Annotated in this window: 6 protein-coding genes, 1 tRNA gene and 2 rRNA genes; 3 read left to right on the top strand and 6 right to left on the bottom strand. The window is 55.4% G+C overall.

Translation table 11 applies throughout. The features are described from left to right. Positions 1 to 344: 344 nt before the first annotated feature. The 3 genes from RMR16_RS11915 to RMR16_RS11905 all read left to right on the top strand — a co-directional run bounded on the left by RMR16_RS11915 (position 345) and on the right by RMR16_RS11905 (position 3,994). Positions 345 to 3,238 (top strand): 23S ribosomal RNA (locus tag RMR16_RS11915). Between the two features lie 259 nt (positions 3,239 to 3,497). Next, a 5S ribosomal RNA gene (gene rrf, locus RMR16_RS11910) occupies positions 3,498 to 3,612 on the top strand. Between the two features lie 305 nt (positions 3,613 to 3,917). Then, a tRNA-Met gene (locus tag RMR16_RS11905) sits at positions 3,918 to 3,994 on the top strand. A 310-nt stretch (positions 3,995 to 4,304) separates the two neighbouring features. On the opposite strand, the gene recQ is transcribed toward RMR16_RS11905, so the two are convergent. The 6 genes from recQ to ntrB all read right to left on the bottom strand — a co-directional run bounded on the left by recQ (position 4,305) and on the right by ntrB (position 13,456). Then, positions 4,305 to 6,113, bottom strand: a complete 1,809-nt coding sequence (gene recQ / locus RMR16_RS11900) for a DNA helicase RecQ (protein ID WP_320198024.1) — start codon at positions 6,111 to 6,113, stop codon at positions 4,305 to 4,307. A gap of 88 nt (positions 6,114 to 6,201) precedes the next feature. Next, a complete protein-coding gene (locus RMR16_RS11895) occupies positions 6,202 to 8,859 on the bottom strand; it encodes a nitrate reductase (RefSeq protein ID WP_320198025.1) in 2,658 nt (885 codons plus the stop codon). Positions 8,860 to 8,861: 2 nt separating this feature from the next. After that, the gene (gene nirD, locus RMR16_RS11890; RefSeq protein ID WP_320198525.1) at positions 8,862 to 9,191 is read right to left on the bottom strand and encodes a nitrite reductase small subunit NirD; all 330 of its coding nucleotides are present in this window, start codon (positions 9,189 to 9,191) and stop codon (positions 8,862 to 8,864) included. Between the two features lie 101 nt (positions 9,192 to 9,292). Beyond that, the gene (gene nirB, locus RMR16_RS11885) at positions 9,293 to 11,743 is read right to left on the bottom strand and encodes a nitrite reductase large subunit NirB (RefSeq protein WP_320198026.1); all 2,451 of its coding nucleotides are present in this window, start codon (positions 11,741 to 11,743) and stop codon (positions 9,293 to 9,295) included. 4 nt (positions 11,744 to 11,747) lie between these two features. Next, on the bottom strand, positions 11,748 to 12,545 hold the full coding sequence (locus tag RMR16_RS11880) for an ABC transporter ATP-binding protein (protein WP_320198027.1): 798 nt from the start codon (positions 12,543 to 12,545) through the stop codon (positions 11,748 to 11,750). A 14-nt stretch (positions 12,546 to 12,559) separates the two neighbouring features. Beyond that, on the bottom strand, positions 12,560 to 13,456 hold the full coding sequence (gene ntrB, locus RMR16_RS11875) for a nitrate ABC transporter permease (RefSeq protein WP_320198028.1): 897 nt from the start codon (positions 13,454 to 13,456) through the stop codon (positions 12,560 to 12,562). Positions 13,457 to 13,481: the final 25 nt, after the last annotated feature.

Raw genomic sequence — 13,481 nt, 5'->3', positions numbered from 1 at the left:
AAGCGTCCGAGCCCAGTCTCAGTGAAACCTTGTGATGGCTTAGTCGGCCGGGATTGGTGGAGGGATTGGAGTAGGTAGGAAAGCTTGTCTAAGGCATGTTCGTTGTTGGGAGATTTAAGGATCTTCCTCTGATGGATATGCTGGATTGGTGTTGCCTGACCGCGCATCACCGGATGATATCTCGAGAAGCTGGTCTTAATGATACGGCCTCGAAGTGCACCGGCGTGCCTTCAAAGAGGACTGTATCGACACGTCGATGTCATCAAGAAATGACCTGATTGTAAAAGGTAATCGGGTTGTCGTTCCTAACGGAACGGCTATGGATGAGCATAGACAATGAGAACGAAGAAGTGAATTAAGGGCATTTGGTGGATGCCTTGGCATGCACAGGCGAAGAAGGACGTGATACGCTGCGATAAGCTGTGGGGAGCTGCGAATAAGCTTTGATCCATGGATCTCCGAATGGGGCAACCCACCTTAAATGCTTGGGAAATCTGTTTTGTTGGTTAGTTGGTCTGTTTGGGTCTCCCATACAGGGCGCTAGCCCGTCGGTGCTTTTGCACCGCGCCGTCCGCAGGGCTTTGGCCGTGAGGACAGAACTGAACAGGTTTCCAAGCATTATGATAAGGTATCTTACTTTCGAATACATAGGGGTAAGAAGCGAACTCAGGGAACTGAAACATCTAAGTACCTGAAGGAAAGGACATCAACCGAGACTCCGTAAGTAGTGGCGAGCGAACGCGGACCAGGCCAGTGGCAATGAGGAATAAAGTCGAACGATTTGGAAAAGTCGGCCATAGCGGGTGATAGCCCCGTAGACGTAGAACACTCATTGTCCTTGAGTAGGGCGGGACACGTGAAATCCTGTCTGAACATGGGGAGACCACTCTCCAAGCCTAAGTACTCGTGCATGACCGATAGCGAACAAGTACCGTGAGGGAAAGGTGAAAAGCACCCCGACGAGGGGAGTGAAATAGAACCTGAAACCGGATGCCTACAAGCAGTCGGAGCTCGAAAGAGTGACGGCGTACCTTTTGTATAATGGGTCAACGACTTAGTGTAGCAAGCAAGCTTAAGCCGGTAGGTGTAGGCGTAGCGAAAGCGAGTCTGAATAGGGCGTTTAGTTTGTTGCATTAGACCCGAAACCGAGTGATCTAGCCATGAGCAGGCTGAAGGTTGGGTAACACCAACTGGAGGGCCGAACCCATATCTGTTGCAATAGATTGGGATGACTTGTGGCTAGGGGTGAAAGGCCAATCAAACTCGGAAATAGCTGGTTCTCCGCGAAAACTATTTAGGTAGTGCGTCGATCGAATACCCTCGGGGGTAGAGCACTGGATGGGCTATGGGGACTCACCGTCTTACTGATCCTAACCAAACTCCGAATACCGAGGAGTACTAATCGGCAGACACACGGCGGGTGCTAACGTCCGTCGTGAAGAGGGCAACAACCCTGACCTCCAGCTAAGGTCCCCAAGTCATGGCTAAGTGGGAAAGGATGTGAGGATCCCAAAACAACCAGGATGTTGGCTTAGAAGCAGCCATCATTTAAAGAAAGCGTAACAGCTCACTGGTCTAAATAAGGGTCTTTGCGCCGAAAATGTAACGGGGCTAAAGCCATGCACCGAAGCTGAGGATAGTACAGTTATAGTGACTGTGCTGTGGTAGCGGAGCGTTCCGTAAGTCTGTGAAGGGGGACCCGTGAGGGCCCCTGGAGATATCGGAAGTGCGAATGTTGACATGAGTAACGATAAAGGGAGTGAGAGACTCCCTCGCCGAAAGACCAAGGGTTCCTGCTTAAAGTTAATCTGAGCAGGGTTAGCCGGCCCCTAAGACGAGGCGGACACGCGTAGTCGATGGGAACCACGTTAATATTCGTGGGCCTGGTGGTAGTGACGGATCTCGTGTGTTGTACATTCTTATTGGATTGAATGTGCGGCGAAGAGGTTCCAGGAAATAGCTCCACCGTATAGACCGTACCCGAAACCGACACAGGTGGTCAGGTAGAGTATACCAAGGCGCTTGAGAGAACTATGTTGAAGGAACTCGGCAAATTGCACGCGTAACTTCGGAAGAAGCGTGACCCTGTCGTACGCAAGTATGTCAGGGTGGCACAGACCAGGGGGTAGCGACTGTTTATCAAAAACACAGGGCTCTGCGAAGTAGCAATACGACGTATAGGGTCTGACGCCTGCCCGGTGCTGGAAGGTTAAAGGGAGGGGTGCAAGCTCTGAACTGAAGCCCCAGTAAACGGCGGCCGTAACTATAACGGTCCTAAGGTAGCGAAATTCCTTGTCGGGTAAGTTCCGACCTGCACGAATGGCGTAACGACTTCCCCGCTGTCTCCAACATAGACTCAGTGAAATTGAATTCCCCGTGAAGATGCGGGGTTCCTGCGGTCAGACGGAAAGACCCCGTGCACCTTTACTATAGCTTTACACTGGCATTCGCCAAGGCATGTGTAGGATAGGTGGTAGGCTTTGAAGCAGGGACGCCAGTTCTTGTGGAGCCATCCTTGAAATACCACCCTTATCTTCGTGGATGTCTAACCGCGGTCCGTTATCCGGATCCGGGACAGTGTATGGTGGGTAGTTTGACTGGGGCGGTCGCCTCCGAAAGAGTAACGGAGGCGCGCGATGGTTAGCTCAGACCGGTCGGAAATCGGTCGTCGAGTGCAATGGCATAAGCTAGCCTGACTGCGAGACTGACAAGTCGAGCAGAGACGAAAGTCGGTCATAGTGATCCGGTGGTCCCGTGTGGAAGGGCCATCGCTCAACGGATAAAAGGTACGCCGGGGATAACAGGCTGATGACCCCCAAGAGTCCATATCGACGGGGTTGTTTGGCACCTCGATGTCGACTCATCGCATCCTGGGGCTGGAGCAGGTCCCAAGGGTATGGCTGTTCGCCATTTAAAGCGGTACGTGAGTTGGGTTCAGAACGTCGTGAGACAGTTCGGTCCCTATCTGCCGTGGGTGTAGGAATATTGACAGGATCTGTCCCTAGTACGAGAGGACCGGGATGGACGTATCTCTGGTGGATCTGTTGTCCTGCCAAGGGCATAGCAGAGTAGCTATATACGGAATGGATAACCGCTGAAGGCATCTAAGCGGGAAACCAACCTGAAAACGAGTGTTCCCTATCAGAGCCGTGGAAGACGACCACGTTGATAGGACGGGTGTGGAAGCATGGCAACATGTGAAGCTTACCGTTACTAATAGCTCGATCGACTTCTTCGTTCCCATTGATTATGTTCATCTTCATCGAAGATGAAGATGAGACTTCTGTCCTCACGCGCCAAAGGCGCTGCGGACGGCGCGCCAAACGATTGGCGACGGACTATCGTCCTGTAGGACGCCCCGCTCACACTGCAGCAAGGGTGAAATACGGATAGGTCAAGTGAGACGTGTATTAAGACAAAAAAGAACCTCGTGTTCTCCAGCTTCTCGAAACAACAGTTTCCATGCCAAAACATGGACATATGTTGCGTTTTGCCGACCTGGTGGTTATTGCGGGGCGGCTGCACCCGTTCCCATTCCGAACACGGCCGTGAAACGCCCCAGCGCCAATGGTACTCCGTCTTAAGACGCGGGAGAGTAGGTCGCTGCCAGGTCTGCAAAACGCAACGTAAAACAACAAAAACATCTTCTCATCACATACCTCGGCCCAGCCGATACCAAGGGCCGCTATCAAGCGGCCTTTTGCTTTTGAAATGAAATGCAGTGCGTCCTTACTCGAGACAAATCGCTTCGCAATTTGCTCGGCAACAGGCATAAATCCTAAAGGATTTACGCAAACGGTATTTTGCCGTCGGCAAAAACCGGAAAAGACGACATTTTGCTAACGCAAAAGTCGGTAGAGGCGCAAACAAAAAGTGTTTGCTCTGGCGCGACAAGTTCTTCGAACTTGCGCTGGTAACGCGGGGTGGAGCAGCCCGGTAGCTCGTCAGGCTCATAACCTGAAGGCCGCAGGTTCAAATCCTGCCCCCGCAACCAAATAATTCCACAATAAACGACCAACAAAAAAGCCCCTCCTGGGGCTTTTGGCGTTCGTGGCCTTCAATCGACGTAACTCTTCCCATAAGCTCTTCCAAGGCCGCCACTCATTGGGCAGCGCCAGCCTCCTCTTGCCACATGCAAACGTCAAGACCCCAGCAAAAGCAAAGAGCAAAACGATCATCAGGGCAGAGACGGCAATGAAAGCGATGAGGCAACGGGAGCAATGCGGGTGACCAGCGAAGACGTCTATAAGGCTCTCCCACTGAAGTCGGCCGCACCAACCCAGTCCTGCCCTTACCGTGGTTCGTCAATTATTCGATAGAGACTCAGCAATCACCTCAAGGAATGCAGGGCCGTAGCGATCCAGTTTGGCTTCGCCCACGCCAGGCACTCTTGCCATCTCCGCGCGGGAGGTTGGTTTTGCGGTGGCGAGTTCGATCAAGGTTTTGTCGTGGAAAATTACGTAGGGTGGGAGGTTCTGGGTGCGGGCTATTTCCATGCGCCGTTCGCGTAACGCCTGAAACAACGTTGCGTCGCTGTCTGGCAGAGCGCTCAATGCCTGGCGGCGGTTTTCCTGGCGACGCTCTGTGCGGCGTGGTGGGGATTTTCGCAGCATGAGAGCTGGTTTTTCTCGCAGGAATTGCCGCCCGGTCTCGGAAATTGACAGCCCGCCGTGCCCTTCGAGGTCCACTTCGATCAGGCGTAAAGCAATCAATTGGCGCAGGATGGCGCGCCAGGTGCGGTTGTCGTGTTCTTTGCCGATGCCATAAGTGGTGATGCTGTCATGGCCCAGACGGGTAATACGTTCATCTTCCGCCCCAAGCAAGACGCTGATGATGTAGGCTTGGCCGAAACGTTCTCCCGTTCTGTAAATACAGGAGAGGATTTTTTGGACCGAGATGCTGCCATCGAACAGTTCCGGCGGCTCCGCACAGGTGTCGCAATTGCCGCAAGGTTCACATTGGTCACCGAAATAGGACAGCAGCGCTTGCCGGCGGCATCCTGCTGTTTCTGCCAAGCCGAGCAGGGCATCGAGTTTTTGCCGTTCCATATGTTTGCGTTGGTCTGGCGCATCCGAGCTTTCGATAAAGCGGTTGCGCAGTGCCATATCTTCGGAGCCATAGAGCATCAAAACATCGGATGGGAGACCATCGCGACCGGCGCGACCCGTTTCCTGATAATAGGCCTCGATGCTGCTGGGCAGGTCGATGTGAACGACGAAGCGCACGTCTGGTTTATCGATGCCCATTCCAAACGCGATGGTGGCGACCATGATGATGTCGTCGCCGAGTTGGAAACGGCTTTGGTTTGCTTCGCGGTCCGCTCTTTCCATGCCGGCATGATAACAAAGCGCGTCATAGCCTTCCGAGCGCAGCCATTCCGCCGTTTCTTCGGTCTTTCTTTTGGACAGGCAATAAATGATGCCGCTTTCGCCCTGATGATCTTTCAGGAAACGTTTCACCTGTGTGCGGGGATTGTCCTTTTCCATGATGGCGTAGCGAATATTGGGACGATCAAACCCGGCGATGAAGGCATCGCTGCCCTCGATCCGCATGTGATCCAGTATTTCGGCACGGGTCGGTTCGTCTGCCGTCGCGGTCAGCGCCATGCGGGGCGTATCGGGAAACCGCTCTATCAACAGGTCGAGCTGGCGATAGGGCGGCCTGAAATCGTGGCCCCACTGCGAGAGGCAATGGGCTTCGTCGATTGCGATCAGCGATAAAGAGATACTTTGCAGAGCATCCAGCACGTCGGGTTTCAGCAGGGTTTCGGGTGCTGCATAGAGAAAATCAATACGACCGGCGCGAATATCGGACCAGAGAACACGGCGTTCATCTGGCGAAAGATTGGAGTTGAGTGCTTCGGCTCTCACGCCAGCCTGCCGTAGCGCCGTGACCTGATCGACCATCAGTGCAATCAAAGGAGACACAACGAGCCCCATGCCGGGGCGGGCGAGTGCGGGAATTTGATAACACAAAGACTTGCCGCCACCGGTTGGCATCAACACGAATGCGTTGTTACCGGCAATCACATGCTGGACGATATCGGCCTGCTGTCCACGGAAGGTATCGTAACCGTAGACGGTCTTTAGAATATGGAATGGATCGGTATTCACTGTGATCTTCTTTAAGATTCGGTCATGCGGCACCTCATTCCATATTCGCGACAATCACAACCCCTTTTAGAGCTGGAAACACAGGCAATCACTCCGCTGCGGTTTTAAGGCAACCGTCGATGATGCCACGGATTTCGGCACGGCAAGAGCCGCAATTGGTTCCTGCATTCAGCGCTTTACCGATAGCTTCAACCGTATGGCATCCCTCGCGTATGGCTGATGCAATCTGATTTATCCCCACGCTGAAACACGAACAAACGGTTGCGCCGGGATCGGCTTTACCAGCACCGGGGCGACCGGCAACGAGCGCAAACCGTGTGCACAAATCTGCGTGGCGGGTGGAGAGTTGGGAGATCGCCCAATTGCGGGCAACTGCCACGGGCGTGTTGGCAACGTACAAAGCGGCAAGCAGTGCTTCACCGTCAAAGAAAGCAAGGCGGATCTGACCAGAACTGTTGTCGGCATAGCCGATAGGGTCGATGTGGGGATCGACGCCAAAAACGGTGCGCCCCCAACTCATCCAGTCCTCAGGTACTTCTTCAAACGCCATTTCCAAACGATAACCGCCATCCGCCTTCGCCAAAGCCCAGTAGGCGCGATCAAGTCCCTTCGGCTTTTTCTGTGTCACCGCAAAAGCATAGGCTTTCGCCTCAAAACGGCGTGCAGTAACGGCGACGTTTTTTGACGCAGGCTGGCCGGAAAATGGGTCGGTTATGGGTGGTATCAGTTTATCGACACGGGCATTGGCAGCGAATTGGTCGTTCCAGTGCATGGGCACGAAGACATTGCCGCGTGCCTGCCTGTCCGTCACGAGTGCTCGGACAATGATCTTGCCAAGAGGGCTTTCGATTTCGGTCAGGTCGGCGCTTTCGATGCCCATGTCAAACGCATCGCGTGGGTGTAGTTCCACAAACGGTTCGGCAATGTGTGATGACAGGCGGGCGCTTTTGCCGGTGCGGGTCATAGTGTGCCACTGGTCGCGGATGCGGCCGGTATTCAAGGTGAGGGGGTAGTCCCTGGATGTTTGGCGTGTTTGGGGCAAAGCCGGATTGATAAAATGGGCTTTTCCATCGGCATGATAGAATTTTCCATCGGCAAAAAAGCGGGTTGTTTCGCGTTGCCCGGAGGCGGGCTGCGGCCAGTTGAAGGGTATCATGCCGTCATAGTCTGATTGCGTTAGAGCAGAATATGCCCCGATGTCGAAATCCCGCGATCCTTCGTTTTCGAAGGCCGAGAGTTTGGCATGTTCGGTGAAGATATCGGCTGGACCTGCGTAATCGAATGCATCTGCAAAACCCATGCGCTGACCCACTTCCGAGAGCTGCCACCAGTCTGCTGTTGCTTCGCAGGGGGAATGGAGATAGCCGCGCTGGCGGGAAATTCGGCGTTCGGAATTGGTGACCGTACCGTCTTTTTCACCCCAGCCGAGCGAGGGGAGAAGCACATGTGCGTAGCGTGCCGTGTCCGTTGTCCCGAACATATCGGACACGACGACGAAGGGGCAGATTTTGAGTGCGGCTTCGACGGCACCGGCATCCGGCATGGACACAACCGGGTTGGTCGCCATGATCCACAGCGCTTTGATACGACCGTCAGCAACGGCCTTAAACAGATCGACCGCCTTCAGACCCGGTTTGGTGGCGATAGCGGGTGACCCCCAAAAACGCTGCACGCGGTCCCGGTCCTCTGCACTTTCGATATCCATATGGGCGGCCAGCATGTTTGCCAGCCCGCCCACTTCGCGCCCACCCATGGCATTGGGTTGGCCTGTCAGCGAAAACGGTCCCATGCCCGACTTGCCAATGCGCCCAGTGGCGAGGTGACAGTTGATGATGGCATTGACTTTATCCGTGCCGCTTGCGGATTGATTGACGCCCTGACTGTAACAGGTGACAACTTTTTCGGTGTTTTCGAACAGGTCGTAGAAGCGGGTCAGTTCAGCGGTGGAAAGGCCGGTTGCCTCGGAGATTTCGTCGGAAGTGAATCCAGTCGCAGACTGAGTGGCCTCCTCAAAACCGTTGGTGAAGCTTTCAACATAGGCGCGGTCAATTGCATGACCTTTCGCCAAATGTCCGAGCAGACCCGTAAACAGTGCCACATCGCCATCCGGGCGGATGGCCAGATGAAGATCGGCAATATCGCAGGTCATGGTGCGGCGCGGGTCGATTACCACGATCCGCATCTGCGGGCGCTCAGCCTTTGCGGCGGTGAGGCGCTGATAGATGACCGGGTGACACCATGCCAGATTGGAACCGGTAAGGATGACGAGATCGGCGAGAAACAGGTCTTCGTAGAGGCCCGGAACGGTGTCTGAGCCGAAAGCACGGCGATGGCCCGCAACGGAAGAGGACATGCAGAGGCGCGAATTGGTATCGATGTTGGCAGAGCCGATGAAGCCTTTCATCAGCTTGTTGGCGACGTAATAATCTTCCGTCAGCAATTGGCCGGAAACGTAAAAGGCGACCGAATCCGGTCCGTGTTGGGCAATGGCAGCTGAAAATTTCGAGGCCACGAGGTCAAGTGCGTTGTCCCACTCCACCCGTTCACCATTAACCTGCGGATAAAGCAGCCGCCCATCCAGATCGATGGTTTCGGCCAATGCCGAACCCTTGGAACAGAGGCGTCCAAGATTGGCCGGATGGTCGGGGTCGCCCTTCACGGAGACAGTGCCGCTGTCTTCGATTTTTGCGATAACACCACAGCCGACACCGCAGTAAGGACAGGTGGTTTTGACCTCTTTTGCCATGGTTACTCCGCAGCGATCATCAGGCTTTCGGTGGCAATCGACAGCTTGCCATCGACGTTGCGGACCGGAATGGTTCGTACCGATCCTTCATCCGCGCCCAGAGCCTTGCCGGTTTCCAGCGAAATGACCCAGTTGTGCAAAGGGCATGTTACCGACGCGCCATGCACAATGCCCTGTGACAGCGGACCGCCCTTGTGCGGGCAATTGTCTTCAATGGCGTAGACATCATTCTCTGCTGTGCGGAATACTGCGATCTTGCCCATCGGGGTTTTGACACAGCGCGCGCCGCGCAGAGGAATGTCGGAGATCGTACCGATATCGATCCAGTTCATTGTGTTCATCCCGCTTTTCCTCGTTAGAATTCTGGGTGGGGCGAAACTCCTCTTTTCGCCCCACCCGACGCCATGCGTCCGACCCGCTTTAAAACGGGTGGTCACTCTGCGGCTTGATTGAACCCGATCGTCGCCATGGGCTTGAACTCATGCTTGTGCTCGCCAGACACACGTTCAGACCAGGGATCGACCTGCGCGAACTTCTGGCTGAACACGAAGCGCTCGTAATAGGCACGGCGCTTGTCGCCATCCTCTATGATCTGTCTGCGAACCTCGTCATAGCCGATGCGCTTGGCCCACTTGTAGATGCGTTCCAGATAACGGGCCTGTTCGCGGTACATCTGGGTCAGCGCCACGATATGCTCCAGCGCCTCGTCTTCGGTCTTCACCAGCCCCAAAACTTCGGTGCCTTTGATGTCGAGACCGGCTGCACCGGCGAAGTGGATTTCAAAACCTGAATCCACGCAGATCACACCGATATCCTTGCAGGTGGCTTCGGCGCAGTTGCGCGGACAGCCGGAAACGGCAAGCTTCAGCTTGGCAGGTGTCCACGAACCCCACATGAATTTTTCGATGCGAATGCCGAAGCCGGTCGAATCCTGCGTACCAAAGCGGCACCAGTCCGAACCGACGCAGGTTTTCACCGTCCGCAGACCCTTGGCATAGGCCTGACCGGAAATGAAACCGGCCTTGCCGAGATCGGCCCAGACGGCAGGCAGATCTTCCTTTTCGATGCCGAGAAGGTCGATGCGCTGGCCACCGGTGACCTTCACCAGCGGGATTTCGAACTTGTCCACCACATCTGCGATGGCACGCAGTTCGCCGGCGTTTGTCACGCCGCCCCACATGCGCGGGACGACGGAATAGGTACCGTCCTTCTGGATGTTGGCGTGAACACGCTCGTTGATGTAGCGCGACTGGTAATCGTCGGCATATTCATCCGGCCAGTCACAGACGAGGTAATAGTTCAGCGCAGGACGACATTTCGCGCAGCCGCAGGATGTTTTCCATTCCAGTTCCTGCATCACGGCAGGGATTGTTTTCAAGCCCTTTGCCTTGATCAGACGGCGCACATCGTCGTGGCCGAGATCGGTGCAGTTGCACATGGGCTGAACGGCTGACGGATTGTAGCTATCGCCCAGCGTCAGTGTCATCAATTGTTCGACAAGGCCAGTGCAGGAACCGCACGAGGCCGACGCCTTGGTATGTGCGCGAACATCGTCCAGCGATGTCAGCCCCTTCGACGTGATGGTCGAAGTGATTTTGCCTTTGCAAACGCCGTTACAGCCACAGATTTCCGCATCATCCGGCAAGGCTGCAACGGCCGCCATAGGGTCCAGTGGGGACCCTCCCTGATAGGACTGGCCGAAGATCAATGTGTCGCGCATTTCCGAAATATCGGTGGCTTTTTTCTTCAGGTCGTTGAACCACGCGCCGTCAGAAGTTTCGCCGTAAAGAACGGTGCCGATGATGCGGTTGTCTTTCAAAATAACGCGTTTATAGACGCCAGCCGTGGCATCGCGCAGCACGATTTCCTCACGGTCATCACCATCGGCAAAATCTCCGATGGAAAACAGGTTGATGCCCGTAACCTTGAGCTTGGTTGGCGTATCGGCATGGACGAAGGCTGGCGTGGTATCGCCCGCAAGATGCGATGCGGCGATGCGGGCCATCTCATAGAGCGGTGCCACAAGGCCATAGACCATGCCGCCCACTTCAGCGCATTCACCCACAGACAGAATATCGCCGTCCGAGGTCTGCATTCCGGCATCCACGACAATACCGCGATTAACCGCAAGGCCAGCGTCTTTCGCCAGACCCGAGTTGGGACGTATACCAACAGCCATTACCACCAGCGTTGCTGGAATAATGGCGCCGTTGTCGAGTTCGATGCCCTCGACCTTGTCCGTTCCGATAATTTGCTTGGTGTTGGCCTTGGTAATGACCTTGATGCCACGATCTTCCATCGCCTTTTGCAACAGATAACCCGCTGCCGGGTCGAGCTGACGTTCCATCAATGTCGGCATCACATGCAGCACGGTCACATCCATGCCGCGCATGGAAAGACCAGCCGCTGCTTCCAGTCCCAGCAATCCGCCGCCGATGACAATGGCCTTTTCGCGGGATTGCGCGGCGAGAAGCATTGCATCCACGTCGTCCAGATCGCGGTAGGTGATGACCCCTGGCAAATCCTTGCCCGGAACCGGGATGATGAATGGCACGGAACCGGTGGCGATGACCAGCTTGTCATAACTTTCCGTCACGCCGTGGTCGGATGTCACGGTTTTGGCAGCGCGATCGATGTTGACGATGCGGTGGCCCTTATAAAGCGTGATGCCGTGCTGAATGTACCAGCCATCGCCATGGATGATGATGTCCTCGTAGGACTTTTCACCTGACAGGACCGGTGACAGCATGATGCGGTCATAATTGACGCGCGGCTCGGCGTTGAAAATGGTGACTTGATAACGGCCCGGCGCTTTCTCGAAGAGCTCTTCGAGCATCCGGCCCGGGGCCATGCCGTTTCCGATGATGACAAGTTTTTCTGCCATGGTTTTACTCCGCAGCTTCGACGAAGCGGTGACGTTCGTAGAGGAACTTCAACACGGCTTCGCGGCATTTGAGATAGGTTCGGTCGGATGCAAGTTCGATGCGGTTGCGCCGCCTTGGAAGCGACACATCCAGAATGTCGCCAATGCTGGCAGCAGGGCCATTGGTCATCATAACGATGCGATCCGACAGCAGAACGGCCTCGTCGACATCGTGGGTGATCATGATCATGGTGTTGCCAAGACGGGCGTGAATTTCCATCACCGCATCCTGCAAATGGGCGCGGGTCAGAGCATCCAGCGCACCGAAAGGCTCGTCCAGCAGCAGGATTTTGGGTTCCATGGCCAGCGCACGGGCAATGCCGACACGCTGTTTCATGCCGCCGGAAATTTCAGAGGGTTTCTTGTCCTTGGCATGGGCCATCTGCACCAGATCAAGGTTGCGCATCACCCATTCATGACGCTCGGCCTTGGATTTGGTATAGCGGAAGATCTTCTCGACGCCGATGTTGACGTTCTCATAGACCGACAACCATGGCAGCAGGCTATGGTTTTGAAACACCACGGCCCGATCCGGGCCGGGTTCGTTGACCTCGCGGTTTTCCAGCAGAACGACGCCGGACGAAACCTTGGTCAGTCCCGCGATAAGGTTCAGCATGGTGGACTTGCCGCAGCCGGAATGGCCGATGACCGAAATGAATTCGCCCTTGCCGATGGTGAGGTTGATGCCTTTCAGCACCTCGGCGCGTACGCCGCCCTTGTCGAAATATTTGTCGATATGATCGAGCTTGAGATAGGGGTTCATAACACTCCGTCCTCTCAGTTTGCCGCCGCGCCGCGGGTGATGAATTTGCCAAGCGCTGCCACCAGCTTGTCCAGCACGAAGCCGACAACGCCGATATATGCGAGTGCCACGATGATGTCGGGCAGGCGCGATGAATTCCACGCATCCCAGATGAAGAAGCCGATGCCCACGCCGCCCGTCAGCATTTCAGCGGCAACGATGGCCAGCCAAGAGAGGCCGACACCGATGCGAAGGCCGGTGAAGATGTAAGGCGCAGCCGATGGCAGCATGATCTTGTAGAAAAACTCCAGCTGGTTCAGCCGCAACACCTGCGCCACGTTGCGGTAGTCCTGCGGAATATTGCGCACACCGACGGCGGTGTTGATGATGACGGGCCAGATCGACGTGATGAAGATCACGAAGATGGCGGAGGGATTGCTATCCTGAAAAGCAGCCAGCGAAAGCGGCAACCAAGCCAGTGGCGGCACGGTGCGCAGAACCTGAAAAATGGGATCCAGGCCGCGCATGGCCCAGACGGACTGGCCGATGACCGCGCCCATAATCACACCAGCGATGGCGGCAAGGCCAAAACCGTATGCCACGCGTTCCAGAGAAATCAGCACCCGCCAGCCAAGGCCGATATCCTGCGTTCCATATACGAAGAACGGATGGACAATCAGGTCGTAGCTTTCCTGAAACACCTGGCTTGGTGGCGGCAAGGTGGCGCTCGGCCCCGAACAGAGCACCTGCCAGATGCCCAGCATGATCGCCAGCACGGCCAATGGCGGCACGACATTCCGAGCGATGGTAGAGGCTATACTCCCGAAATTCAGGACCTGTGTCGGGCGGCGATGGATGGCGATAACGGTGCCACTCTTCGGCACGGTGGCGTGTGTTGCCATGCTTTCTGTCTTGCGGGCGGTTGCGGTCATGGTGTGATCCTGTTGTCCAAATTGT

Origin of the sequence: Agrobacterium sp. rho-13.3, assembly GCF_033957765.2 — a bacterium.
GTDB lineage: Bacteria > Pseudomonadota > Alphaproteobacteria > Rhizobiales > Rhizobiaceae > Agrobacterium.
The sequence above is the reverse complement of the archived record's forward strand: the minus strand, read 5'-3'. Positions and strand labels throughout refer to the sequence as shown.

What these genes read in the sequence shown, in the direction of transcription:
- RMR16_RS11895 (WP_320198025.1), bottom strand. Translation starts at nt 8,859, where the DNA reads ATGGCAAAAGAGGTCAAAACCACCTGTCCTTACTGCGGTGTCGGCTGT.
- nirD (WP_320198525.1), bottom strand. Translation starts at nt 9,191, where the DNA reads ATGAACTGGATCGATATCGGTACGATCTCCGACATTCCTCTGCGCGGC.
- nirB (WP_320198026.1), bottom strand. Translation starts at nt 11,743, where the DNA reads ATGGCAGAAAAACTTGTCATCATCGGAAACGGCATGGCCCCGGGCCGG.
- RMR16_RS11880 (WP_320198027.1), bottom strand. Translation starts at nt 12,545, where the DNA reads ATGAACCCCTATCTCAAGCTCGATCATATCGACAAATATTTCGACAAG.
- ntrB (WP_320198028.1), bottom strand. Translation starts at nt 13,456, where the DNA reads ATGACCGCAACCGCCCGCAAGACAGAAAGCATGGCAACACACGCCACC.